Below are 25228 nucleotides of genomic sequence, written 5' to 3' on the forward strand. Positions count from 1 at the left end.
CGAAGTGGCGCAACGTCGATTCTCGTCAACCGGCGGGGCCGGTTGAGCGTTTTACAATGACTGCTGTTCCACGACGTGAGTCTTCATGCGCACCTTCCTTTCCTTCGGCCGCACGCTTGCGCTGGCCGCCGCCGTGCTGGCGCCCGCCGCACACGCGAATAACGTGATCATCCTCAATTCGGCCGAAGCGACGCTTTCCCTGATCGACCAGCAGACCCGCCAGGTCGTCGGCACGATGCCGACCGGCAAGGAGCCGCACCACCTGATGGCGACGCCGGACAATTCGTCGCTGATCGTCGCGAATTCGGTCTCGAACAGCCTGATGTTCGTCGATCCGAAGACGGGCAAGCTGCAACGCACGGTCGAAGGCATCGAGGATCCGTACCAGCTCGGCTTCTCGCCCGATAAGAAGTGGTTCGTGTCGACCGGGCTGCGCCTCGACCGGCTCGACATCTACGGCTACGACGGCCGCGACCTGCATCTCGTGAAGCGCCTGCCGCTCGCGGCGATGCCGAGCCACATCGCGTTCACGAAGGACAGCAAGACCGTGCTCGTGTCGCTGCAGGTGTCCGGCGAGATCGCCGCGGTCGACCTCGCGACGCAGACGGTCAAGTGGAAGATGCCGGTCGGCAAGGTGCCGGCGGGCCTGTGGCTCACGCCGGACGACAAGTTCCTGCTGGTCGGGATGACCGGCGCGGATTACGTCGCGGTGGTCGACTGGCGCAACCAGAAGATCGTCAAGCAGATCTATACGGGCAAGGGCGCGCACAATTTTCGCTCGCTCGCCGATGGCGCGCACGTCGCGATCACCAACCGGGTCGCGAACACGATCAGCATCATCGACGAGAACACGCTCACCAACGTCGGCGACATCACCGGCCTGCTGCCGGGCCCCGACGACATGGAGCTGTCCGCCGACAAGAAGACGCTGTGGGTGACGTTCCGCTTCGCGAAGAAGGTGGGAATCATCGATCTGGCATCGCGCAAGCTGGTGCAGACGATCTCCGTCGGCCGTTCGCCGCACGGAATCTACTTCTACGACCGCGCGCCGTGGAAGGCTGCGAACGGCGCGTGACGGGCGGAGGCGGACGATGCTGCACCTGATCGATGCGTTCGTGTCGGACATCCAGACTTGGCTGTACGTCGACGTCGTGCAGCCGCTCCTCTTCAAGTTCAACCTGATGGACTATGACGAGGACACCTACGACGCGCTGTACTGGGTGATCGTCGGCGCGCTCCAGATGGTGCTGATGTTCGCGCTGCTGCGCCCGCTCGAGGCGCTCGCGCCCGTCGAGCGCTGGAAGAACCGCCGCGCGGTGCGGGTCGACGTGATCTACACCGCGATCTCGAAGCTCGGCATCTACACGCTGTTCTTCTTCTTCGCGCTGCAGCCGGTGTTCGACAACTTTCAGGCATGGCTGCGCCTGCACGGCGTCGCGAACTTCAACCTCGACTATCTGTGGCCGGGCGTGACCTCGCAGCCGATCGTCGCGTTCGCGATCTACCTCGTCGTGCTCGACTTCGCCGGCTACTGGTATCACCGCTGGCAGCACAAGTTCGGCATCTGGTGGGAGCTGCACGCGGTGCATCACAGCCAGCGGCAGATGTCGCTGTGGTGCGACGACCGCAACCACCTGCTCGACGACGTGATCCAGTCGTGCTTCTTCGCGGCGATCGCGCTCGTGATCGGCGTGACGCCGTCGCAGTTCGTCGTGCTGACCGCTGTCACCAACTTCCTGCAGAGCATCCAGCATACGAATGCGCGGCTGTCGTTCGGCCGGCTCGGCGAGCGCCTGCTCGTGAGCCCGACCTTCCACCGGCGTCACCACGCGGTCGGCTACGGTCACGAGGGCACCAAGTACGGCTGCAACTTCGGCGTGCTGTTCCCGTGGTGGGACATGATGTTCGGCACCGCGTCGTGGAACCGCACGGTCGAGCCGACCGGCATCCGCGAGCAGGTCGAGGGCGTGTCCTACGGCGACGGCTTCTGGGCGCAGCACGGCCTCGCGTTCGTGCGGATCTTCCGGCGTCTCGTTCCCGCGAAGCGCGGCGCGGCGTCGGCCTGACCCGATCCAGCTCCCGTTGAACGGCGTGACCACACGGCCCGCATGCGCTTTGGCGCATGCGGGCCGTGTGGTTTATCCTTTCCCCGTTTTTCTCCGTCGATACAGGTTCGCATGAACGACTTGCTGCGCTCTTTCGTCCGGGCCTTCGCCAGCGCGCTGCACCCGCGCATGCTGTGGCTCACCCTGATGCCGTTCGTCGTCTCGGCGCTGCTGTGGGGCGTCGTGCTGTGGTTCTCGTGGCAGACGCTGATCGACGCCGCGCGCGGCGCGCTCGACGGCTTCGTGCTGACCGCCGCGCTGTACCGCGCGTTCGACGCGATCGGGATGTCGCAGCTGCATGCGGTCGTCGCGCCGTTCGTCGTCGTGTCGCTCGCGATTCCGCTGATCGTGCTGACCGTGCTGCTGCTGATCGCGACGATCTCGATGCCGGTCGTGATCAAGCACCTGTCGAACCGGCAGTTCGCCGCGCTCGAGGCGAAGCGGGGCGGCACGTTCCTCGGCAGCGTGTTCAATTCGCTCGGCGCGGCCATCGTCGGCGTCGTGCTGCTCGTCGTCACGATCCCGCTGTGGCTGATTCCGCCGTTCTTCGCGCTGCTGCCGCCCGTGATCTGGGGCTGGCTCACGTACCGCGTGATGACCTACGACGCGCTCGCGCAGCACGCGAGCCGCGACGAGCGCCGCGCGCTCGTGCGGCAGCATCGCTGGCCGCTGATCGGCATCGGCGTCGCGACCGGGCTGCTCGGCACCGTGCCGACCTTCGTGTGGGTGTCGTCGGTCTGGATGATGGTGCTGTTTCCGTTCGTGGCGGCGGCGATGATCTGGGTTTACGCTTTCATCCTCGTCTTCTCGGCGCTGTGGTTCGGGCACTATTGCCTGCGCGCGCTGGACGACCTGCGCGCGAGTTCGCGCGCCACCGCAATCGACATGGGGCAGGCATGAGCATCGGCATCATCATCATCGGCGACGAAATCCTTTCGGGCCGCCGGCAGGACAAGCATCTGGCGAAGGCCATCGAGCTGCTCGGCGCGCGCGGCCTCGCGCTCGACTGGGCCGAATACGTCGGCGACGATCCGGCGCGGATCACCGCGACGCTCGCCCGCGCGATCGCGTCCGGCGACATCGTGTTCTCGACGGGCGGCATCGGCGCGACGCCGGACGACCACACGCGCCAGTGCGCCGCCGCCGCGCTCGGCGTGCCGCTCGAGCTGCATCCGGAAGCGAAGCTGCTGATTTCGGAGCGCATCCGCGAGACGCACGCCGATCCGGCCACGCCGGTCGACTTCGATTCGCCGGAAAACCAGCACCGCTTCAACATGGGCGTGTTCCCGGCGGGCGCGACGATCATCCCGAACGGCTACAACCGGATTCCCGGTTTCTCGGTCGGCGATCTCCATTTCGTGCCGGGCTTCCCGGTGATGGCATGGCCGATGATCGAATGGGTGCTCGACACGAAGTACCAGCATCTCCATCACGCAACGCCGCACGCGGAGCGCTCGCTGTACGTGTTCGAACTGCCGGAATCGACGCTCACGCCGCTGATGGAAAGGATCGAGCGCGATTTCCCGGGCGTGCGCGTGTTCAGCCTGCCGAGCGTCGGCGATGCCGAGCGCGGCGGGATCTACGCGCGCCGGCATATCGACCTCGGCGTGAAGGGCGAGCCGGAAGCGGTCGCGGCCGCGTTCGTGAAGCTGCGCGAAGGCGTGCACCTGCTCGGCGGTGACGTCGTCGAGCCGGACGCACCGCGCGCCTGAACGGGCCGCACCAGAACCACGGGCCGCGCAACGCGGCCCGTCATCGGGATGTCATCGCCCGGCTCGACGATGTCGCAGTCGGGCGTGCCTGAACGGCGGCGCCGTCAGGCGCCGATCCACGGCAGTTTCCGGAAGCACCAGCCGTCGACCGTCTTGCGGTGGCCCTCGGCGTCCTTGCCGCCCTCGAAGCCTTCGAGCAGGTCGAAGGCCTTCGTGAAGCCGGCCTGCGACGACGCGACCGCGGCGAGCTTCGAGCGTGCCGCGCTGCGGCACAGGAACAGGATGGGCGTATCGGCCGGGAGGGCCGCCTTCAGTTCGTCGATGAATTCGGCGTTCGGCACGCCGCCCGGGTAGCGCGTCCATTCGAGATGCAGGTACTGGCCGTCGCCGACGAGCGGGCGGCCGATCCAGTCGAGCTCGGCGCGGGTGCGCACGTCGACGAGGCGTGCCGACGGATCGAGCTGCAGCAGTTCGAATGCCTCGGCCGGCAGCAGTGCGCCGGCATAGTGGAGCGCGCCTTGGACGCGGCGTTCTTCGGCCTTCGCGTAAAGCTGGTCGAGCGTACTCATGGCAGGAGGTCTCCGTATCGGTCAAACGAACATTCTAGCGCGGCACCGCTGCGCGGATGTCCGTGCCCTGCGGCGCATGCACCGCGCACGGATTCACCAGAAGAGTGCAGAATGGCATGGGTGCACCAGAATGATCCCGTCGCGCCGGTGCGTCCCGTCATTTGCACCGTATCGGTGCGGCCGGGCAACCGCCGATGCGGCGCCCGGCCCCGGAATCGCGCAGCCGGGCCCTGCCGTGGCGCGGGCTGGCACGATTCATGTCGCTTCTGCGCATGGCTGGCACGGTTGCTGCTATATAGAATTCGGTCGACCCGGGGCGCGCTGCGCCAAAGCCAGACTCCGGGCAGCTCGATAAACGAGGCGGTTCCCAGTCCGCCGGAATTGTTCAATCAGGAGAAGAGGTTATGAGTAAAACCGTCGCCGACGTCATGCAGCTCGTGAAGGACGAGGACGTCAAGTTTGTCGATTTCCGCTTCACGGATACGCGCGGCAAGGAACAGCACGTGTCGGTGCCGGTTTCGGCGTTTGACGAAGACAAGTTCGAAAGCGGCCATGCATTCGACGGTTCGTCGATCGCGGGCTGGAAGGGCATCGAGGCGTCGGACATGCTGCTCATGCCGGACCCGAACGCCGCATTCGTCGACCCGTTCTATGAAGAGTCGACCCTCGTGCTGACCTGCGACGTGGTCGAACCGGCTGACGGCAAGGGCTACGAGCGCGATCCGCGTTCGCTCGCGAAGCGCGGCGAAGCGTACCTGAAGAGCACGGGCATCGGTGACACGGCCTTCTTCGGTCCGGAACCGGAATTCTTCATTTTCGACTCGGTCCAGTGGAACACGGACATGTCGGGCTGCTTCGTGAAGATCAACTCGGAAGAAGCGCCGTGGTCGTCGGCCAAGGAATTCGAAGGCGGCAACACGGGCCACCGCCCGGGCACGAAGGGCGGCTACTTCCCGGTCGCGCCGGTCGACACATTCCAGGACATGCGTTCGGAAATGTGCCTGCTGCTCGAACAGCTCGGCATCCCGGTCGAAGTGCACCACCACGAAGTGGCGGGCCAGGGCCAGAACGAAATCGGCACGAAGTTCTCGACGCTCGTGCAGCGCGCCGACTGGACGCAATGGTCGAAGTACATCATCCATAACGTCGCGCACTCGTACGGCAAGACGGCGACGTTCATGCCGAAGCCGGTCGTCGGCGACAACGGTTCGGGCATGCACGTTCACCAGTCGATCTGGAAGGACGGCCAGAACCTGTTCGCGGGCAACGGCTACGCCGGCCTGTCGGAACTGGCGCTGTTCTACATCGGCGGCATCATCAAGCACGCCCGTGCACTGAACGCGATCACGAACCCGACGACGAACTCGTACAAGCGTCTGGTCCCGCACTTCGAAGCGCCGGTCAAGCTCGCCTACTCGGCACGCAACCGTTCGGCATCGATCCGCATTCCGCACGTGTCGAACCCGAAGGGCCGCCGTATCGAAACGCGCTTCCCGGATCCGATGGCGAACCCGTACCTGTGCTTCACGGCGCTGATGATGGCCGGTCTCGACGGGATCCAGAACAAGATCCATCCGGGCGAAGCTGCCGACAAGAACCTGTACGACCTGCCGCCGGAAGAGGATGCAAAGATCCCGACCGTCTGCGCGGGCCTCGACCAGGCACTGGAAGCGCTCGACAAGGATCGCGAGTTCCTGACGCGCGGTGGCGTGTTCACCGACGGCATGATCGATGCGTACCTCGCGCTGAAGGAGCAGGAGCTGGCGAAGTTCCGCATGACGACGCATCCGATCGAGTTCGAGATGTACTACTCGCTGTAATCGGCGATGGCGCTTCGATTCAGCGCCGTCCTGCCGGTTCGTTCCCGTCGCGCGGCCTGCGGCGGGAACCGCGGAGTCTGAAAGGGGACGGCGTCCAGCCGTCCCTTTTTTGTTCCGACAATTTTCATTTTCCGGCCCGCTGAGGCGCGACGATACGCAAGATGGCTCTGAAGAATCTGATCAAGGCGAAGACGGGGCAGCCCGAGCGACTGACGGAAGACGAGCGGCTCGCGCGCTCGGGCCTGCTTGCGGGGCTGGAAGCGCTGCCGACGGTCGTGATCGTGCTCGACCGCAAGACGCTGCGGGTTGCGTTCGCGAACCCGTCCGCGGAGGCGATGCTCGACATCTCGCGCCGGCAGCTCGCGCAGCGGCCGTGGGGCGAGATTTTTCCGAACGCGAACGAGCTCGCGTCGACGATCACCGCGATCGGCGAGGAGCGCTTTCACGCGACGCATCTCGATACCGTGCTCGACCGGCCCGGCCACGAGGCGCTGCACGTGCATGCGATCGTCGGCTTCCTCGAGACCGCGCCCGATTTCGTGCTCGTCGAGCTGTTCGAGAACGAACGGCAGTCGCGCACCGATCGCGAGGAGCGCATCCACGACCTGACCGCGGTCAACAAGCAACTGATCCGCAACCTCGCGCACGAGATCAAGAACCCGCTCGGCGGCATTCGCGGCGCAGCCCAGCTGCTCGAATTCGAACTGAGCGAGCGCGAGCGCGGCGAGTTGCGCGAATACACGCAGGTGATCATCAAGGAGTCCGACCGCCTGCAGACGCTCGTCGACCGGTTGCTGGAGCCACACCGGCATCCGCACATCGTCGGCGACGTGAACATTCATGAAGTGTGCGAACGCGTGCGCGCAGTGATGCTCGCGGAATTTCCGCGCGGGCTCACGATCGAGCGCGACTACGACGTCAGCGTGCCGGACCTGCGCGGCGACAAGGAGCAGCTGATCCAGGCACTGCTGAACATCGTGCGCAACGCCGCGCAGGCGCTGCGCGAACGGATCGCGCAGGGCGACGCGAAGATCGAGCTGCGCACGCGCGTCGCGCGCAAGGTGACGATCGCGAAGCGCCTGTACAAGCTGGCACTGGACTTGCACGTGGTCGACAACGGGCCCGGCATTCCGGAAGAGATCCGCGACCGGATCTTCTACCCGCTCGTGTCCGGGCGCGACGACGGCAGCGGCCTCGGCCTCACGCTCGCGCAGACGTTCGTGCAGCAGCACGACGGGATGATCGAGGTCGAGAGCCGGCCCGGACGTACCGAATTTCAGATCCTGCTGCCGCTCGACCATTGAGCGGCGGCATGGCGATTCACCCGATTCACCAATATCTGACCGACCTATGAAGCCGATCTGGATAGTAGACGACGATCAATCGATCCGCTGGGTGCTCGAAAAGGCGCTCGCCCGGGACAGCTTCGCGACGAAGAGCTTCGCGAACGTGCGCGACGCGCTGGCCGCGCTCGACCACGAGACGCCGCAGGTGCTCGTGTCCGACATCCGGATGCCGGGCGGCTCCGGCCTCGAGCTGCTGCAGGCGATGCACGAGCGCCTGCCGGGCCTGCCCGTCATCATCATGACGGCGTTCTCCGATCTCGACAGCGCCGTCGCGGCGTTCCAGGGCGGTGCGTTCGAATATCTCGCGAAGCCGTTCGACGTCGACAAGGCGGTCGAGCTGATCCGCCGCGCGGTCGAGGAAAGCCTGCGCGGCGGCGCGCCGCAGGACGAGCGCGTCGCCGAGGCGCCCGAGATGCTCGGCCAGGCGCCCGCGATGCAGGACATGTTCCGCGCGATCGGCCGCCTGTCGCATTCGGCGGCGACCGTGCTGATCACCGGTGAATCGGGCACCGGCAAGGAGCTCGTCGCGCGGGCGCTGCACCGTCACAGCCCGCGGGCGAACGGGCCGTTCATCGCGCTGAACACCGCGGCGATTCCGAAGGACCTGCTCGAATCGGAACTGTTCGGTCACGAGCGCGGTGCGTTCACCGGCGCGCAGACGACGCGCCAGGGCCGCTTCGAACAGGCCGAGAACGGCACGCTGTTCCTCGATGAAATCGGCGACATGCCGTTCGATCTGCAGACGCGCCTGTTGCGCGTGCTGTCGGACGGGCAGTTCTATCGGGTCGGCGGCCACAACCCGCTGCGCGCGAACGTGCGCGTGATCGCCGCGACGCACCAGAATCTCGAGGCGCGCGTGCGGCAGGGGCTGTTCCGCGAGGACCTTTACCACCGGCTCAACGTGATCCGGCTGCGGTTGCCGCCGCTGCGCGAACGCAGCGAGGACATCGCGCTGCTCACGCGCCACTTCCTGCAGAAAAGCGCGCGCGATCTCGGCGTCGAGCCGAAGCGCGTGTCCGACGAGGCGCTTGCGTACCTGACCTCGTTGCCGTTCCCCGGCAACGTGCGGCAGCTCGAGAACCTCGCGAACTGGCTGACCGTGATGGCGCCCGCGCAGACGGTCGAGATCAAGGATCTGCCGCCCGATCTCGTGCCGGCAGGCGCGCCGGTGACAGCGACGGTCGATGGCGCGGATGCGTACGCCGGCACCAGCGTCGGCGGCGGCGACGTCGCGCGCGCGCAGCCGGCGGCCGGTGCGATGCCGTTGACGGTTGTTGCGCCCGTCGCGGCCGTGCCGAACGGCGCGCCGGCCGGCTATCCGATGTGGGAAAACGGGCTGCGCACGGAGGTCGCGCGGCTGTTGCGCGAGAATTCGGCCGACGTGATGGACGAGCTCGCGCGCCGCTTCGAGGCCGCCGTGATCCGCGAGGCGCTCGACTTCACGCGCGGCCGCAAGGTCGAGGCGGCGGAGCGGCTCGGCATCGGCCGCAACACGATCACGCGCAAGATCCAGGAACTGCATCTGGAGCCGTAAGCAACCGTCGCGGCATGCGCGGGCATCGCGCATGCCGCGATCGGACATAATCTCGGTTTGCCGTCACGTGCACACCCGTCATGTCCGATTCCTTCCGCTGGCCCGCCGGGGCCGATCCCTTCCGTTTTCTCGAAGCGCTCGACAGCAAGCGCGCCCGCGCGTGGGTCGACGAGCAGAACGCGCGCACGCGTGTCGTGCTGCGCGATGACGATGCGTATCGCGCGCTCACCGCGCGGCTCGCGCAGGCGTATCTGCCGCGCGAACGCCCGGTGATTCCGACCCGCTGGCGCGACTGGGCGTACGACCTGTGGCAGGACGATCTCCACCCGAAGGGACTGTGGCGCCGCGCGCGCTGGGACGACTGGCGCGCCGGCCGGCCCGAGTGGGAAACGCTGCTCGACGTCGACGCGCTCGGCGCGCAAGAGGGCGAGTCGTGGGTGTTCGAGCAGGACGCGATCCTGTATCCGGACGGTGACCGTGCTTTGCTGTCGCTGTCGCCGGGCGGCGCCGACGCGGTCGTCGTGCGCGAATTCGACCTCGTGCAGCGCCGTTTCGTCGACGGCGGGTTCACGATCGACGAGCCCGGGAATCACACGGTCGGCTGGATCGACCGCGATACCGTCTACGTGAGCTGGGATCGCGGCGAGCCACATGTGACCGCCGCCGGCTATCCGTACGAAGCGCGCCGCTGGGTACGCGGCACGCCGCTCGCCGATGCGCCGGTCGTGTTCCGCGGCGAACCCGACGACATCAGCGCGGGCGCGGGGTTCGATCCGATCGACGGCCGCCACGTCGCGTGGCGCAGCGTCGATTTCTTCGACGCGCATGCATACCGGCTGACCGACGCGGGCGAGTGGGCGCGCTACGATGTGCCGACGCACGTCGAGGTCGGTTTCTGGGAAGGCTGGCTCATGCTGGAGCCGCGGCTCGACTGGGACTGCGGCGGCGTGCGTCACGCGGGCGGCTCGCTGCTCGCGATCCGCGAGCAGGCGTTCCTCGCCGGGTCGCGCGAACTCACGACGCTGTTCGAGCCGCGGCCGTCGACGTCCGCGTGCACGTGGACGCACACGCGCACGCTGCTGATCGCAAGCTGGCTCGACGACGTGCACAACCGCACGCTGCTGTGGCAGCCGCGCCAGGGCGATGATGGCGCATGGACGTGGGACGCGCGGCCGTTCGAGTGGCCGGGCGATGCGCAGATCGACGTCGAGCCGGTCGAGTCGACGCTGAACGACGACGTGTACGTGGACGTCGATACCTATCTCGATCCCCCCGAATGCTGGCTCGCCGATCTGGACGATCGCGCGGCCGATGCGCCGTCGCGCCGCGTACTGCTCGACCGGCCGCCGGTGCGGTTCGATGCGGCCGGGCTCGTCGTGCGGCGCGCGAATGCCCGCTCGCGCGACGGCACGGTCGTGCCGTACACGCTGATCGGGCCGCGTGACGCGCTCGATGGACTGGCGCATCCCGACGGCAGCGCCCGCGTCGCGCGGCCGTGCCTGCTGTCGGGCTATGGCGGCTTCGCGATTCCGAACCTGCCGGGCTATAGCGATGCACTGGGCATCGGGTGGCTCGAACGCGGCGGCGTCGCGGCGTTCGCGCACATCCGCGGCGGCGGCGAATTCGGGCCGGGCTGGCACGTCGACGCGCAGCGCGAGCATCGGCAGCGTTCGTTCGACGACTTCATCGCGGTGGCCGAGGATCTGATCCGCACCGGCGTGACGACGGCCGCGCAACTCGGCATCGAGGGCGGCAGCAACGGCGGGCTGCTGGTCGGCGCGTGCATGGTGCAGCGTCCGGAGTTGTTCGGCGCGGTCCTGTGCCGCGTGCCGCTGCTCGACATGCGGCGCTATCCGAAGCTGCACGCGGGCGCCGCGTGGCTCGACGAATACGGCGATCCGGACGATGTGCGCGAGGGCGCGGCGCTCGCCGCCTACTCGCCGTATCACCGCGTGCGCGAAGGTGTAGCGTATCCGCCGCTGTTGCTGACCACGTCGACGCGCGACGACCGCGTGCATCCCGCGCATGCGCGCAAGATGGCCGCGCGCATGCATGAGCTTGGACATGAACGGGTGTGGTACTGGGAGAACACCGACGGCGGCCACGGCAGCGCCGACGACCTGGAGCGTGCCGAATCGGATGCGGCGGAGTTCGGCTTCCTGTGGGCCCATCTCGGGCCCGCGCCCGCGCGCGGTTGAGCGCGGGCGTGAGCGGGCGGGGTGGTCAGCCGACGATCGCGACGACCGGCGTGTGGTCGGACGGCTGTTCCCACGTGCGCGGCGTGCGGTCGACTTCGCACGACGTGCAGGTGGCGGCGAGCGCCGGCGACAGCAGGACGTGGTCGATGCGCAGCCCCGCGTTGCGGCGGAACGCGAACATCCGGTAGTCCCACCACGTGAAGGTCTTCTCGGGCTGCTCGAAGCGGCGGAACGCGTCGACGAAGCCGAGCTCGATCAGCTTCGCGAAGTGCGCGCGCTCCTGCGGCGACACGAGGTTCTGGCCTTCCCATTTCGCCGGGTCGTGCACGTCGCGGTCCTCGGGCGCGATGTTGTAGTCGCCGAGCAGCGCGAGCTTTGGGTGGCGCTGCATTTCGGTGCTCAGCCACGCATGCAGCGCGTCGAGCCACTGCATCTTGTAGACGAACTTGTCGGAGTCGGGCGCCTGGCCGTTCGGGAAATACGCGGACACGATGCGTACGCCGTCGACCGTCACGGCGACCACGCGCTGCTGCGGATCGTCGAAGCCGGGGATGTTGCGCACGACGTCCGATTCGTCGACGGCGAGCGTGTCGCGCACGAGGATCGCGACGCCGTTGTAGGTCTTCTGGCCCGCGAACCAGCTGCGATAGCCGATTGCCTCGAGATCGGCGCGCGGATACTTCTCGTCCGGCAGCTTCAGTTCCTGCAGGCACAGCACGTCGGTTCCGCTTTGCGCGAGCCAGTCGAGCACGTGCTGCTTGCGGACGTTGAGCGAGTTGACGTTCCAGGTGGCGATTTTCATGAACGGGAATGCGTGCGGGGTGAATGCGAAGGCCGCCATCTTACCGCGAGCACGGGGCGCGAACGCGCGCGACACGCGATGCGAAGCACGCGCCGGGCATCGCGACATCGACGGCTTGCAAAGAAATTGTGACAAAGGTGTTGACGTGAGTGCTTCATCACCCTATAATTTATTTCTCTGACGCGGGGTGGAGCAGTCTGGCAGCTCGTCGGGCTCATAACCCGAAGGTCGTAGGTTCAAATCCTACCCCCGCAACCAAGCACACCAGACGATGTGCAGCGCAAGTGACCGATGCGCGCTTCGTCGACAAGAACCCGGCCTCGTGCCGGGTTTTTTGTTTTCAGCACGCCGCCCACTCGACCGCTGCCTTCGCATGCAGCGCGGTCGTATCGAATACCGGCAGCGGCGAATCGTCCGCACCGATCAGCAACGTGATTTCCGTGCAGCCGAGAATCACGGCCTGCGCGCCGCGTTTCGCCAGTTCGTCGATGATCGCCACATAGGTCGCGCGCGACCCCGCATCGATCACGCCGTGACACAGCTCGTCATAGATGATCCGGTGCACGTCGCCGCGTGCGGCTTCGTCCGGCACCAGTACGTCGAGGCCGAACCTGTCGCGCAGGCGCTCCGCATAGAACGGCAGTTCCATCGTGTAACGCGTGCCGAGCAGTGCGACGCGCTCGACGCCGGCGGCGCGCAGCGCGGCGCCGGTCGGATCGGCGATGTGCAGGAACGGCAGTGCCACCGCGGCCTCGATCGCGTCGTGCACGCGGTGCATCGTGTTGGTCGTCAGCACGACGAGATCGGCGCCGGCCGCTTCGAGCTGTCGCGCGGCGTCGGCCATCCGTTCGCCGAGCGCGGCCCAGTGCTGCGTGCGCTGCAGCGCTTCGATCTCGGCGAAATCCACCGTGACCAGCACGCTCTTCGCGTTGTGATGGCCGCCGTGCAGCGCCTTCGAATGGCGGTTGATCATCCGGTAGTACTCGGCCGACGATTCCCAGCTCATCCCGCCGATCAGTCCGATCGTCTTCATCCGTCACCTGTGCGTTTCTTCTGTCGTGGCAGACGAGTATAGGGGCCGGCCCGTGCGCGCGGCGGTACGATCCGCTCGAAGCGGACCGGTACGGTGCCGCCGGCCAGGGCCGCTTGGCCGGAGATGGCCGCGGATCGCCGGGGAGTACGGGAAGCGGCCCGATGCGGCCAAAGGCGCCCGGCGGCGATCGAACGCGGCAGCACGCGACAGTTGAAACGGGCACTGTGTTTTTGTACAGTATCGGCACCGTGAACCCGACCATCATCCCGCCTGCCGATCCGCGCGCGCCGCCCCTTGGCGACGCGCCGCCGCGCGTGCGCAAGATCATCCACTGCGACTGCGACTGCTTTTACGCGTCGGTGGAGATGCGCGACGACCCGTCGCTGCGCAACCGGCCGCTCGCGGTCGGCGGCCGGCCCGACCAGCGCGGCGTGATCGCGACCTGCAACTACGAGGCGCGCCGCTATGGCGTGCATTCGGCGATGTCGTCGGCGCTGGCGATGCGCAAGTGTCCGGACCTGCTGATCCTGCCGTCCGCGATGGACAAGTACCGCGCGGCGTCGCGGCAGATCATGGCGATCTATCGTGACTACACGCACGACGTCGAGCCGCTGTCGCTCGACGAAGCCTACCTCGACGTCAGCGGGTCGGAACTGTGCCAGGGCAGCGCGACGCTGATCGCGCGGGAGATCCGTCAGCGTGTGTACGACACGGTCGGCGTGACGGTGTCGGCGGGCGTCGCGCCGAACAAGTTCATCGCGAAGATCGCGTCCGACTGGAACAAGCCCGACGGCCTGTTCGTCGTGCGCCCGCATGAAGTCGATGCGTTCGTCGCGGCGTTGCCGGTGCGCAAGCTGCACGGCGTCGGCAAGGTGACTGCCACGCGGCTCGACCGGCTCGGCATCCAGACCTGCGCGCAGTTGCGCGACTGGTCGCTGATCGATCTGCATCGCGAGTTCGGTGCGTTCGGCCGGCGGCTGTACCAGTTGGCGCGCGGAATCGACGAGCGGCCGGTGCGGGCTGACCAGGAGCGCAAGTCGGTCAGCGTCGAGACGACCTACGTGACCGACCTGACGACGCTCGAACAATGCGCGGACGAAATCCGCCGCCTCGTCGTGCAGCTCGACGCGCGGATCGCGCGTGCCGGTGCTGCCCGCGCGATCCGCAAGCTGTACGTGAAGATCCGCTTCGCCGATTTCCAGCGCACGACCGTCGAATGCGTGGCCGACGCGACGAATGCGCAGACGGCGGTCGCGCTGCTCGCGAAGGGGCTGCAGCGGCGCGCGCAAGCCGTGCGGCTGCTCGGCGTCGGCGTGCGCATCGACGAGGATACGGCCGAGCGTCACGGGCAGTTCTTGCTGTTCGATGACGACGCCGATCATGCGGACGACGCCGGCAGTGAGACGCCGGCGCCATGAAAAAAGCACCGCCGAAGCGCGGTGCCTTTCGATGCAGCCGGACGCGCCGGGCGGCGCGCACTCAGTGCGCGGGGGCGGCCATCCCGTTGTGGCGCAGCAGCGCGTCGATTTCCGGCTCGCGGCCGCGGAACGCCTTGAACGAATCCATCGCCGGGCGGCTGCCGCCGACTTCGAGGATCTCGCGGCGATAGCGCGTGCCGGTCGCCGCGTCGAGCACGCTGCCGCTGGCGGCGGCCGCTTCCTCGAACGCCGCGTACGCATCGGCGGACAATACCTCGGCCCACTTGTAGCTGTAGTAGCCGGCCGCATAGCCGCCTGCGAAGATGTGGCTGAACGTGTTCGGCCAGCGCGAGAACGCCGCCTGCGGGATCACGTGGTAGCGCTCGTTGATCTCGCGCGCGAACGCGTTCACGCCGGTCGCGCCGGCCGGGTCGAAGTCGACGTGCAGCAGCATGTCGAACATCGAGAACACGATCTGGCGCAGCGTGCCGAGTCCGCTCTGGAAGTTCTTCGCGGCGATCATCTTGTCGAACAGCTCGCGCGGCAGCGCGGCGCCGGTATCGACGTGCGACGACATTGACGACAGCACGTCCCATTCCCAGCAGAAGTTCTCCATGAACTGCGACGGCAGCTCGACCGCATCCCATTCGACGCCGTTGATGCCCGACACGCCGAGCTCGTCGACGCGCGTGAGCATGTGATGCAGTCCGTGGCCGAACTCATGGAACAGCGTGATGACTTCGTCGTGCGTGAAGCACGCGGGCTTGCCGCCAACCGGCGCCGAGAAGTTGCAGGTCAGGTACGCGACCGGTGTCTGCACGGTGCCGCCGCGCTTCGCGCGCGCACGCGCATCGTCCATCCAGGCGCCGCCGCGCTTGCCTTCGCGTGCATACAGGTCGAGATAGAACTGCGCGACGAGCGAACCGTCGCGGTTCTCGACGCGGAAAAAGCGCACGTCCTGGTGCCAGACCGGCGCATCGTCCGGCGCGATCCGCACGCCGAACAGCGTTTCGGTGACGGTGAAGAGGCCCTTCAGCACGGCCGGTTCCGGGAAGTACTGCTTGACCTCGTTTTCCGAGAACGCGTAGCGCTGCTGGCGCAGCCGCTCGGCCGCGAACGTGACGTCCCACGGCGCGAGCTCGGTCAGGCCGAGTTCCTTCGCGGCGAAGGCGCGCAGTTCGTCCCAGTCCTTGTCCGCGTGCGGGCGCGCGCGTGTCGCGAGATCCTCGAGGAACGCAATCACCTGCTGCGGCGACTCGGCCATCTTCGGCGCGAGCGACACTTCGGCGAAATTGCGGTAGCCGAGCATCTGCGCCTCTTCGCGGCGCAGTTTCAGCTCGTCGGCCACGATCGCCGTGTTGTCCCATTCGGCCTTGCCGCCGCCATACTGCGGCCCGAGTTCGGAGGCGCGCGTCGCATACGCGCGGTACAGCGTCTCGCGCATCGCGCGGTTCTCGGCGTACTGCAGCACCGGGAAGTAGGACGGGAAGTGCAGCGTGAATTTCCAGCCTTCCTTGCCTTCCTTCTGCGCGGCTTCGCGGGCCGCTTCGATTGCGTCGCCCGGCAGGCCGGCCAGCTCGGCTTCGTCCTGCGCGAAATACGCATAGGCGTTGGTCGCGTCGAGCACGTGGTCGGAGAACGCCTTCGACAGCGCGGCCTGCTGCTCCTGCAGTTCCGCGAAGCGCGGCTTCTGGTCTTCGGGCAGCTCGGCGCCCGACAGGCGGAAATCGCGCAGCGCATTGTCGAGGATCTTCTTGCGCTCGGCGGACAGCGTCGCGTATTCGTCGCTCGCGGCGATCGCCTTGTACTTCTCGTACAGCGCGAGGTTCTGGCCGACGCTCGACCAGAATTCGGTCACGCGCGGCAGGTTCTCGCCGTAGGCGGCGCGCAGCTCGGGCGTGTCGGCGACAGCGTTGAGGTGGCCGACGACGCCCCATGCGCGCCCGAGCGGCTCCGTCGCCTGCTCGACCGTCTCGACGATCGCGGCCCAGGTCGCCGGCGTCGCGGGTGCGCTCGCGGTGTCGACAGCGCGATTGGCGGCGTCGAGCAGCGTGTCGAGCGCGGGCGTCACGTGTTCCGGACGAATCTCGCCGAAGCGGGGCAGGCCGGAGAAATCGAGAAGCGGATTGGTATTGGCGCTGGCGGACATTAAGACTCCCTGTCTGTTGCCGGATGAACCGGGGTGAAAAGGGTGAGGCGCGAAGCAGCGGCGCCCGATATCGACATTATTGGGGCGCATCGCGCGCTTTCCAATCGTTAGTTTCTAACGACGCGATTGGATGCGCTCGACGCGGGGTCGGATACGGGCGAAACGCAGCGGGGGGTGGCAGGGTGACGGCGCGGCCGCGGCGGCGACCGGCGGGATGCCGGCGCACGAATGCGCGCCGGCTGGGCGGGCAGGGCGATCAGGCGGCCGCGGCGGCGCGCTCGGCTGCCTCGATCGTGTTGATCAGCAGCATCGTGATGGTCATCGGGCCGACACCGCCCGGCACCGGCGTGATGTGGCCGGCGACTTCCTTCACACCGGCGAAGTCGACATCGCCGCACAGCTTGCCTGCGTCGTCGCGGTTCATGCCGACGTCGATCACCGTCGCGCCGGGCTTGACCATGTCGGCCGTCAGGATGTTGCGCTTGCCGACCGCGGCGACCACGACGTCGGCCTGGCGCGTGTGCGCGGCGAGGTCGCGCGTCTTGCTGTGGCAGATCGTCACGGTCGCGCCGGCTTCGAGCAGCATCATCGCCATCGGCTTGCCGACGATGTTCGAGCGGCCGATCACGACCGCGTTGGCGCCCCGCAGCGGGATGTCATGTGTTTCGAACATCTTCATCACGCCGTACGGCGTGCACGGGCGGAACAGCGGCTTGCCCGTCATCAGCGCGCCGGCGTTCGCGACGTGGAAGCCGTCGACGTCCTTCTCAGGTGCGATCGCCTCGATTACCTTGTGGCTGTCGATGTGCGCGGGCAGCGGCAGCTGGACCAGGATGCCGTGGATCTTCGGATCACGGTTCAGCTCGTCGATGCGCGCGAGCAGGTCGGCCTCCGACAGCGTGTCCGGATACGCATCCTTCTGCGAGAAGAAACCGTTGTCCTCACACGCCTTGATCTTGTTGCGCACGTAGACTTCGCTCGCCGGGTTCGCGCCGACGAGGAGTACCGCGAGGCCGGGCTGGTGGCCGCGTGCGGTCAGCGCGGCGGCGCGTTCGGCGGCCTGCGCGCGCAAGGTCTTCGAGAGGGCGTTGCCGTCGATGAGGAGGGCTGTCATGGTGGTGGGTCCTGCCGGGAAGTTGGAATGCGGGCGTACGACGCCTGAAGCGCCGCAGCAAAGCACGCAATTATACCGTTCGCTTGCTGTCGTCCGACAGCGAATGCACGGGAAGCGTCATGTCGGCGGCGCCGGCGCTCCGGGAGGAAGCGCCGGGCCACGCCGCGCGAGTGGGCCGCATCGCGCGGCGCGGTGGCGCGGCAGGCCGGGCAGGTGCCCCGCAGCCGCGCGACGTTCAGGCCTGCTTCTTCGACAGCGCGAGGCGCAGCAGGTCGGCGACCGTGTTGACGTTGAGCTTTTCCATGATGTTCGCGCGGTGCGCTTCCACCGTCTTGATGCTGATCCCGAGATCGTCGGCGATCTGCTTGTTCAGGCGGCCGGCGATGATCCGCTCGAGCACCTGCTGCTCGCGCGCGGTCAGCTTCGACAGGCGCTCGCTCGCGGCGCGCTGTTCCTGGACGCTCTTGCTTTCGCTTCGGGCCTTGTCGAGCATCCGCTCGACGAGCTTGCGCAGCTCGGCTTCGTCGAACGGTTTCTCGATAAAGTCCATCGCACCCTTTTTCATCGTCGACACCGCCATCGGCACGTCGCCGTGGCCCGTGACGAAGATGATCGGCAGCGCGGCGTTGTCGGCGATCAGGCGCTCCTGCAGTTCGAGGCCGCTCATGCCCGACATCCGCACGTCGAGGATCAGGCAGGCGATCTGGCCGGCCTGCTGCGCCGGCTGATAGGCATCGAGGAACTGCTCGGCGCTCGAGAAGCATTGCACGCGATAGCCGTTCGCCTCCAGCAGCCAGCGCAGCGAGTCCCGTACGGCCTCGTCGTCGTCGACGACGAAGACAGTTTCCTGAGTGGTGGTGACAGGGCTATTCATAGTTCTCCCGTAACGGTATGTGATGCCGATGCCTCGCGCCCCCCTTGGCCGAGATCAGCGGGTTCCCCAATGGGCAGGCTGCAGTGGAATGTCGCGCCGGAAATGCGGCCGTCCGGTTCGACATTGTTGACCACCCACAGACGCCCCCGATGCGATTCGATGATCGAACGGCAGATGTTCAGCCCCATGCCCATGCCGTCGGACTTGGTGCTGTAAAACGGTTCGAACAGGCGTTCGGCGGTCGCTTCGTCGACGCCTGGACCCTGGTCGATCACGCGAATGTCGACGAAACCCGCCTCGATGTCGGCGACGACGCGGATCATGCCATCCGCCGACGCCGGCTTCACGTCGGCCATCGCCTCGGCCGCGTTCTTCATCAGGTTCACGAGCACCTGCTCGATCAGCACGGGGTCGACATAAATAATAGGCATTCTTGCGAGGATTTCCGTGACGATCCGGATCCTGCGCTTCCTGGCCTCGATTTCGGCGAGCCCGACCGCGTCGGCGACGATGTCCGCGACCCGCGCCGGCTGGCGCTTCGGCTCGCTGCGCTTCACGAATTCGCGGATCCGCTTGACGATCATCCCCGCGCGCAGCGCCTGCTGCGCGGTCTTTTCCAGCGCGGGCTGCAGCGTCTCGGGCGTGCCGCGGCCGCTCTTCACGAGCGCGAGCGTGCCCGAGCAGTAGTTGTTGATCGCGGCGAGCGGCTGGTTCAATTCGTGAGCAATCGACGACGCCATTTCACCCATCGTCATCAATCGGCTCGTGAACTGCAGCTTCTCTTCCTGCTGGTGCGCGAGTTCCTGCGCCTTCTTGCGGGTCGTGATGTCGGTCGCGATCTGCATCTGCGCGAGGTGGCCGTCCACCCACTGGATGTATTGGCGGCGCACCTCGAACCACTTCTGGATGCTCTCGACATACACTTCCTGCGCATCGGCGGTGCTGCTCGTCAGCGCGGCGGCCGGCAGGCCGGCGAACGCGTCGACCATGTCGATCGAGTCGGAGGACGCCTGCGCGCGATCGAAGCCGCCGCCCGACAGCTCGAGGTGGCCGTCCGGGCGGATCCCGAACAGGTGGCGGTAGTAGCGGTTCGCGAACAGCAGTTCGGCCTCGTCGGCGGCGAGCACCGACACCGCGGCGTCGAGGCTTTCGAGCACCGTCGTGAAGCGTTCGTGCGCGGCCGCGAGCTCCTCGCGCGCGCGCTTAGGCTCGGTGATGTCGGTCATCGACGACATCCAGCCGGTCTGGCGGCCGGAGCTGTCGATCAGCGGCGACACGTAGAGGCGCGCATGGAACAGCGTGCCGTTCTTGCGCCGCACGCGCAGCTCGAAGCCCGAGCTCGGCGCCTTGCCGCGCAGGGTCATGTCGAGCTGGCGCTGCATTTCCGGGTACGAATCGCGCGGCCAGTACGGAAACGGCGCGACCTTGCCGACGAGGTCGGTCTCGTCCCAGCCCGTCATCCGGCAGAACGCGGGGTTCACGTGCGTGATGCGGCCGTGCATGTCGAGCACGCGCATGCCGATCAGCACCGAGTTTTCCATCGCGCGGCGGAAGAACGCTTCCGCGTACAGCGCCTGCTGCGCCTCGAAGCGCTGGCGCGTGTGCTTCCACAGGCTCCAGAGGCTCCACAGCACGAAGCACGACAGCCCGGCGACCAGCCACACGAGCGTGTTGTTGGTCAGGTTCGTGAGCTGCGGGAACGCGTACACGCGCACGGTCAGCCCCTGGCCGGGCGGATCGAGCGGCAGGTCGTAGTGGGAGTCGCGCGGCAGGCGCGGGCGCGTCGACGTCGACGACAGCTCGCGGTTGTTCGAGTCGGTGATGGAGATCTTGTACTTCGACGACAGCTCCTGCGGGATGTCGTGCTTCAGGATCCCTTCGACCGAGAACACCGCGGCGATCGAGCCGAGATACTCGCGGTCGCCGCGCATCACGGGCGTCTGCAGCGTGATGAAGCCGTTGCCGAAGTCGTCGTAGATCAGTGGCGAATAGGCCTGGCGGCGCGTGCTGCGCGCTTCGTCGTACGCGCCGCGCACGGCGTCCTGCATCTGCGCGTCGCCGGGCTTCGCGAGCCGCTGGCCGAGCAGCGGCGGATGCACGGTCGGCCAGCGCTGCACGCCGGGCGCGGTGTACCAGTTCAGATAGAGGATTTCCGGATGCGTCTGCATCACGTCCGCGACGGCCATCTGGAAGGCATTCTGGTCGAGGCGGCCGGACGCGAGATCACGCGACAGCGCCTGCAGCTGCTCCTGCGCGCCCGTCATCGACAGGCGGATCTGCTGCTGCGCCCATGCGACGTTACGAAACAGGGTGTCTTCCTGCTGCTGCTGTTCGCGGCGATTGAGACTCCATAGAATCAGGCTCATCACCACGAGGAACACGAGGATCGACAGCAGCGGCGTCAGCAAATAGGAGTTGGACCACCACGGTCCGTGGTGCCAGCGGGACGGCTGCGACTCCGCCGGCGGGCCCGACGGTCGCGCCGAGCGTGCGAAAAGCCGATCGGTCAACATGGCAGGATTGTAGCGCAGCGCAATACATGGAAAACCCATACCGGATATGTTGAACGGAAACGAATTTGTGCTCGCGGCGCGCGCCGGAGAGGCCCGAAACAAGGGTGCGGCGCAGCAATATTCCGCATTACGAGAAAAGATCTCATAATTCGAAAATTTTGTTGCGCGGGCCCGTGCACGCTCATTACAATCCGTCGGAGCTTGCCCGCAGCCGGCCGCGTCGCGTCGTCTGCACGAGAGCGATCCTCACATTCCAGGACCCAGGAGACGAGAATGTCCGCTGTACCGAACGAAGTGATGAAATATGTCGCCGCCGAACGTGACGACGACCCGCAGGAAACCGTTGAATGGCTCGAGTCGCTCGACGGCGTGATCTCCTCCGTGGGCACCGGCCGCGCGCACTACCTGATCGAAAAGCAGATCGAATTCGCCCGCATGCACGGCGAACACCTGCCGTTCTCCGCGAATACCCCGTACATCAACACGATCCCCGTCGAAGCCCAGGCGAAGATCCCGGGCGACCAGGACGTCGAGCACCGCATCCGTTCGTACACGCGCTGGAACGCGCTGGCGATGGTGCTGCGCGCGGGCAAGGACACGAACGTCGGCGGCCACATCGCGTCGTTCGCATCGGCCGCGACGCTCTATGACGTCGGCTACAACCACTTCTGGCACGCGGCGTCCGACCAGCACGGCGGCGATCTCGTGTTCGTGCAGGGCCACTCGTCGCCGGGCGTGTACTCGCGCGCGTTCCTGCTCGGCCGCCTGTCGGAAGAGCAGCTCGACAGCTTCCGCCAGGAAGTCGACGGCAAGGGCATCTCGTCGTACCCGCACCCGTGGCTGATGCCGGACTTCTGGCAGTTCCCGACCGTGTCGATGGGCCTTGGCCCGATCATGGCGATCTACCAGGCCCGCTTCATGAAGTACCTGGAGGCCCGCGGCATCGCGAAGACGGAAGGCCGCAAGGTGTGGGCGTTCCTCGGCGACGGCGAGACGGACGAGCCGGAATCGCTCGGCGCGATCGGGATGGCGAGCCGCGAAAAGCTCGACAACCTCGTGTTCGTGATCAACTGCAACCTGCAGCGTCTCGACGGCCCGGTGCGCGGCAACGGCAAGATCATCCAGGAACTGGAATCGGAATTCCGCGGCGCCGGCTGGAACGTGATCAAGGTCATCTGGGGCAGCCGCTGGGATGCGCTGTTCGCACGCGACAAGTCCGGCGCGCTGATGCGCCGCATGATGGACGTCGTCGACGGCGAATACCAGACGTACAAGTCGGAGTCGGGCGCGTACGTGCGCGAGCACTTCTTCAACACGCCTGAACTGAAGGCGCTCGTCGCCGACTGGTCGGACGACGACATCTGGGCGCTGAACCGCGGCGGTCACGATCCGCACAAGATCTACGCGGCGTTCCACGAAGCCAGCAACACGAAGGGCGCGCCGACCGTCATCCTCGCGAAGACCATCAAGGGCTACGGGATGGGCGAGTCGGGCCAGGCGATGAACATCACGCACCAGCAGAAGAAGCTGCCGGTCGAGCAACTGAAGAAGTTCCGTGACCAGTTCCGCCTGCCGATCACCGACGAGCAGATCGCCGACGTGCCGTACCTGAAGTTCGAGGAAGGCTCGAAGGAACTCGAATACATGCGCAAGCAGCGCATGGACCTCGGCGGCTACCTGCCGCACCGCCGCGAGAAGGCGACGTCGCTGCCGGTGCCGGCGCTCGACACGTTCGAGCCGCTGCTGAAGGGCACGGGCGAAGGCCGCGAGATCTCGACGACGATGGCGTTCGTGCGGATCCTGAACATCCTGCTGAAGGACAAGGCGCTCGGCAAGCGCGTCGTGCCGATCGTCCCGGATGAATCGCGCACGTTCGGCATGGAAGGCCTGTTCCGCCAGATCGGCATCTGGAACCAGCAGGGCCAGAAGTACGTGCCGGAAGATTCCGACCAGCTGATGTTCTACAAGGAATCGGAAACCGGCCAGATCCTGCAGGAAGGCATCAACGAAGCGGGCGGCATGTGCGACTGGATCGCGGCGGCGACGTCGTACTCGACGCACGGCGAGATCATGGTGCCGTTCTACATCTTCTATTCGATGTTCGGCTTCCAGCGGATCGGCGACCTGGCATGGGCGGCGGGCGACATGCGCTCGCGCGGCTTCCTGCTCGGCGGCACCGCGGGCCGCACGACGCTGAACGGCGAAGGCCTGCAGCACGAAGACGGCCACTCGCTCCTGTGGGCGGCATCGGTGCCGAACTGCGTGAGCTACGACCCGACGTTCGGCTATGAACTCGCGGTGATCATCCAGGACGGTCTGCGCCGCATGGTGCAGGACCAGGAAGACGTGTACTACTACATCACGGTGATGAACGAGAACTACGAGCACCCGGCGATTCCGCAGGGCGAGCACGTGGCGGCCGACATCATCAAGGGCATGTACGCGTTCAAGAAGGCCGACGCCGACCAGAAGGCACCGCGCGTGCAGCTGCTGGGCGCGGGCACGATCTTCAACGAAGTGATCGCAGCCGCCGACCTGCTGAAGAACGACTGGGGCGTCGCGGCCGACCTCTGGAGCGTGCCGAGCTTCACCGAGCTCGCGCGTGAAGGCCACGAAGTCGAGCGCTGGAACCTGCTCCATCCGTCCGAGGAGCGTCGCCTGTCGCACGTGCAGAAGTGCCTGAAGGACACGCAGGGTCCGGTCATCGCATCGACCGACTACGTGCGCGCGCTGGTCGACCAGATCCGTGGTCAGATCGATCGCCGCTTCGTCGTGCTGGGCACGGACGGCTTCGGTCGTTCGGACACCCGCGAGAAGCTGCGTCACTTCTTCGAAGTCGACCGTCACTGGGTCACCGTCGCCGCGCTGAACGCGCTGGCCGACGAAGGCACGATCGAGCGCAAGGTGGTCGCGGACGCGATCGCCAAGTACAACCTCGATCCGTCGAAGCCCAACCCGATGACCGTTTAACGCACACGCGCCGTGTGATGCCGCGCGCCGCTTCCGGGAGGGGCGCGCGCGGCCATGGAGACACAAAAAGATGAGTCAAGCGATCGAAGTGAAGGTGCCGGATATCGGCGATTACAAGGACGTGCCCGTCATCGAGGTGCTCGTGAAGGTGGGTGACACGGTCGAGCCCGAGCAGTCGCTCGTCACGCTCGAGTCGGACAAGGCGACGATGGATGTCCCGAGCCCGGCAGCCGGCACGGTCAAGGAAGTGAAGATCAAGGTGGGCGATTCCGTGTCGGAAGGCTCGCTGATCATCCTGCTCGACGGCGCCGCCGCGGCGCAGGTGAACGGCGCGGCCGCGCCGGCCGCAGCCCCGGCTCCGGCCGCAGCCCCGGCTCCGGCGGCAGCGCCGGCACCGGCTGCAGCAGCGCCGGCTGCCGCGCCGGCAGCGTCGGGCGGCACGCTCGAGGTGAAGGTGCCCGACATCGGCGACTACAAGGACGTCCCGGTGATCGAGATCGGCGTGAAGGTCGGCGACACGGTCGAGAAGGAGCAGTCGCTCGTCACGCTCGAGTCGGACAAGGCGACGATGGATGTGCCGAGCCCGGCCGCCGGCGTCGTGAAGGACATCAAGGTCAAGGTGGGCGATTCGGTGTCGGAAGGCACGCTGATCGTGCTGCTCGACGCCGCCGGCGCACCGGCTGCCGCCGCGCCGCAGGCGAGCGCACCGGCTCCGGCCGCTGCCGCGCCGGCTCCGGCACCCGCTGCCGCTCCGGCACCCGCGCAGGCTGCACCGGCTCCGGCTGCCGCCGCGCCGGCCGCTGCGTCGGGCGAGTACCGCGCGAGCCACGCATCGCCGTCCGTGCGCAAGTTCGCGCGTGAACTCGGCGTCGAAGTCGCACGCGTGCAGGGCTCGGGTCCGAAGGGCCGTATCACGAAGGAAGACATCACCGGTTTCGTGAAGGGCGTGATGACGGGCCAGCGCGCGGCACCGGCCGCAGCGGCCGCGCCGGCCGGCGGCGGCGAGCTGAACCTGCTGCCGTGGCCGAAGGTCGACTTCTCGAAGTTCGGCCCGTTCGAGGCGAAGCCGCT

Annotated in this window: 18 protein-coding genes and 1 tRNA gene; 12 read left to right on the top strand and 7 right to left on the bottom strand. The window is 67.0% G+C overall.

Translation table 11 applies throughout. The features are described from left to right. Positions 1-85 precede the first annotated feature (85 nt). The 4 genes from DIE22_RS35585 (at position 86) to DIE22_RS35600 (ending at position 3817) form a co-directional block, all read left to right on the top strand. The gene (locus DIE22_RS35585; RefSeq protein WP_124607297.1) at positions 86-1075 is read left to right on the top strand and encodes a beta-propeller fold lactonase family protein; all 990 of its coding nucleotides are present in this window, start codon (positions 86-88) and stop codon (positions 1073-1075) included. Between the two features lie 16 nt (positions 1076-1091). Further along, positions 1092-2066, top strand: coding sequence for a sterol desaturase family protein (locus DIE22_RS35590; protein WP_124501714.1), 975 nt, complete (start codon positions 1092-1094; stop codon positions 2064-2066). 111 nt (positions 2067-2177) lie between these two features. After that, complete coding sequence (locus tag DIE22_RS35595) at positions 2178-3005, top strand: EI24 domain-containing protein (protein WP_124501715.1); 828 nt, start codon at positions 2178-2180, stop codon at positions 3003-3005. Beyond that, the gene (locus DIE22_RS35600) at positions 3002-3817 is read left to right on the top strand and encodes a molybdopterin-binding protein (RefSeq protein WP_124501716.1); all 816 of its coding nucleotides are present in this window, start codon (positions 3002-3004) and stop codon (positions 3815-3817) included. Before DIE22_RS35595 ends, DIE22_RS35600 begins: the two co-directional genes overlap by 4 nt. A gap of 104 nt (positions 3818-3921) precedes the next feature. On the opposite strand, the gene DIE22_RS35605 is transcribed toward DIE22_RS35600, so the two are convergent. After that, positions 3922-4386 carry a rhodanese-like domain-containing protein gene (locus DIE22_RS35605; protein WP_124501717.1) on the bottom strand — a complete coding sequence of 155 codons (465 nt, stop codon included), beginning with the start codon at positions 4384-4386 and terminating at the stop codon, positions 3922-3924. Between the two features lie 404 nt (positions 4387-4790). Between DIE22_RS35605 and glnA the strand changes: the two genes are divergently transcribed. The 4 genes from glnA (at position 4791) to DIE22_RS35625 (ending at position 11284) form a co-directional block, all read left to right on the top strand. Then, positions 4791-6206: a type I glutamate--ammonia ligase gene (gene glnA, locus DIE22_RS35610; protein ID WP_124501718.1), complete on the top strand. Its 1416-nt coding sequence runs from the start codon at positions 4791-4793 to the stop codon at positions 6204-6206. Between the two features lie 161 nt (positions 6207-6367). Next, positions 6368-7510: a nitrogen regulation protein NR(II) gene (gene glnL, locus DIE22_RS35615; RefSeq protein WP_185640763.1), complete on the top strand. Its 1143-nt coding sequence runs from the start codon at positions 6368-6370 to the stop codon at positions 7508-7510. 46 nt (positions 7511-7556) lie between these two features. Then, entirely contained in the window at positions 7557-9086 is a 1530-nt protein-coding gene (ntrC, locus tag DIE22_RS35620) for a nitrogen regulation protein NR(I) (RefSeq protein WP_124607298.1), read from the top strand. An 80-nt stretch (positions 9087-9166) separates the two neighbouring features. Continuing rightward, positions 9167-11284, top strand: a complete 2118-nt coding sequence (locus tag DIE22_RS35625) for a prolyl oligopeptidase family protein (protein WP_124501720.1) — start codon at positions 9167-9169, stop codon at positions 11282-11284. A 25-nt stretch (positions 11285-11309) separates the two neighbouring features. On the opposite strand, the gene xth is transcribed toward DIE22_RS35625, so the two are convergent. Beyond that, entirely contained in the window at positions 11310-12086 is a 777-nt protein-coding gene (gene xth, locus DIE22_RS35630; RefSeq protein WP_221622411.1) for an exodeoxyribonuclease III, read from the bottom strand. A 181-nt stretch (positions 12087-12267) separates the two neighbouring features. On the opposite strand from xth, the gene DIE22_RS35635 reads away from it, so the two are divergent. After that, positions 12268-12344, top strand: a tRNA-Met gene (locus DIE22_RS35635). A gap of 82 nt (positions 12345-12426) precedes the next feature. Here DIE22_RS35635 and DIE22_RS35640 read toward each other — a convergent pair. Further along, the gene (locus tag DIE22_RS35640) at positions 12427-13119 is read right to left on the bottom strand and encodes an aspartate/glutamate racemase family protein (RefSeq protein WP_124607299.1); all 693 of its coding nucleotides are present in this window, start codon (positions 13117-13119) and stop codon (positions 12427-12429) included. 224 nt (positions 13120-13343) lie between these two features. Between DIE22_RS35640 and dinB the strand changes: the two genes are divergently transcribed. Further along, positions 13344-14537 (top strand): DNA polymerase IV, encoded by a 1194-nt coding sequence (gene dinB / locus DIE22_RS35645; RefSeq protein ID WP_124501723.1) that lies wholly within the window; start codon positions 13344-13346, stop codon positions 14535-14537. Positions 14538-14598: 61 nt separating this feature from the next. Here the strand turns inward: dinB and DIE22_RS35650 are convergent, their stop codons facing one another. The 4 genes from DIE22_RS35650 to fixL form a co-directional block, all read right to left on the bottom strand. After that, on the bottom strand, positions 14599-16686 hold the full coding sequence (locus DIE22_RS35650) for a M3 family metallopeptidase (RefSeq protein ID WP_124607300.1): 2088 nt from the start codon (positions 16684-16686) through the stop codon (positions 14599-14601). Positions 16687-16942: 256 nt separating this feature from the next. After that, positions 16943-17800, bottom strand: a complete 858-nt coding sequence (gene folD / locus DIE22_RS35655) for a bifunctional methylenetetrahydrofolate dehydrogenase/methenyltetrahydrofolate cyclohydrolase FolD (protein ID WP_124501725.1) — start codon at positions 17798-17800, stop codon at positions 16943-16945. A 235-nt stretch (positions 17801-18035) separates the two neighbouring features. After that, the gene (fixJ, locus tag DIE22_RS35660; protein ID WP_006493245.1) at positions 18036-18674 is read right to left on the bottom strand and encodes an oxygen response regulator transcription factor FixJ; all 639 of its coding nucleotides are present in this window, start codon (positions 18672-18674) and stop codon (positions 18036-18038) included. Beyond that, complete coding sequence (gene fixL, locus DIE22_RS35665) at positions 18671-21187, bottom strand: oxygen sensor histidine kinase FixL (RefSeq protein WP_124501726.1); 2517 nt, start codon at positions 21185-21187, stop codon at positions 18671-18673. Before fixL ends, fixJ begins: the two co-directional genes overlap by 4 nt. Positions 21188-21460: 273 nt before the next feature. On the opposite strand from fixL, the gene aceE reads away from it, so the two are divergent. Beyond that, on the top strand, positions 21461-24157 hold the full coding sequence (gene aceE, locus DIE22_RS35670; RefSeq protein WP_124501727.1) for a pyruvate dehydrogenase (acetyl-transferring), homodimeric type: 2697 nt from the start codon (positions 21461-21463) through the stop codon (positions 24155-24157). Between the two features lie 70 nt (positions 24158-24227). Next, positions 24228-25228 (top strand): biotin/lipoyl-containing protein (locus tag DIE22_RS35675; protein WP_185640764.1); only part of this gene is annotated, 1001 nt, incomplete at its 3' end.

The organism is Burkholderia sp. Bp9142, from assembly GCF_003853415.1.
GTDB lineage: Bacteria > Pseudomonadota > Gammaproteobacteria > Burkholderiales > Burkholderiaceae > Burkholderia.

Bases quoted from the DNA above. Each gene is read 5' to 3' on its own strand.
- folD (WP_124501725.1), bottom strand. From the start codon at position 17,800: ATGACAGCCCTCCTCATCGACGGCAACGCCCTCTCGAAGACCTTGCGC.
- fixL (WP_124501726.1), bottom strand. From the start codon at position 21,187: ATGTTGACCGATCGGCTTTTCGCACGCTCGGCGCGACCGTCGGGCCCG.
- DIE22_RS35590 (WP_124501714.1), top strand. From the start codon at position 1,092: ATGCTGCACCTGATCGATGCGTTCGTGTCGGACATCCAGACTTGGCTG.
- DIE22_RS35625 (WP_124501720.1), top strand. From the start codon at position 9,167: ATGTCCGATTCCTTCCGCTGGCCCGCCGGGGCCGATCCCTTCCGTTTT.
- DIE22_RS35595 (WP_124501715.1), top strand. From the start codon at position 2,178: ATGAACGACTTGCTGCGCTCTTTCGTCCGGGCCTTCGCCAGCGCGCTG.
- ntrC (WP_124607298.1), top strand. From the start codon at position 7,557: ATGAAGCCGATCTGGATAGTAGACGACGATCAATCGATCCGCTGGGTG.
- glnA (WP_124501718.1), top strand. From the start codon at position 4,791: ATGAGTAAAACCGTCGCCGACGTCATGCAGCTCGTGAAGGACGAGGAC.
- xth (WP_221622411.1), bottom strand. From the start codon at position 12,086: ATGAAAATCGCCACCTGGAACGTCAACTCGCTCAACGTCCGCAAGCAG.
- DIE22_RS35585 (WP_124607297.1), top strand. From the start codon at position 86: ATGCGCACCTTCCTTTCCTTCGGCCGCACGCTTGCGCTGGCCGCCGCC.
- fixJ (WP_006493245.1), bottom strand. From the start codon at position 18,674: ATGAATAGCCCTGTCACCACCACTCAGGAAACTGTCTTCGTCGTCGAC.
- glnL (WP_185640763.1), top strand. From the start codon at position 6,368: ATGGCTCTGAAGAATCTGATCAAGGCGAAGACGGGGCAGCCCGAGCGA.
- DIE22_RS35650 (WP_124607300.1), bottom strand. From the start codon at position 16,686: ATGTCCGCCAGCGCCAATACCAATCCGCTTCTCGATTTCTCCGGCCTG.
- aceE (WP_124501727.1), top strand. From the start codon at position 21,461: ATGTCCGCTGTACCGAACGAAGTGATGAAATATGTCGCCGCCGAACGT.
- DIE22_RS35640 (WP_124607299.1), bottom strand. From the start codon at position 13,119: ATGAAGACGATCGGACTGATCGGCGGGATGAGCTGGGAATCGTCGGCC.
- DIE22_RS35605 (WP_124501717.1), bottom strand. From the start codon at position 4,386: ATGAGTACGCTCGACCAGCTTTACGCGAAGGCCGAAGAACGCCGCGTC.
- DIE22_RS35600 (WP_124501716.1), top strand. From the start codon at position 3,002: ATGAGCATCGGCATCATCATCATCGGCGACGAAATCCTTTCGGGCCGC.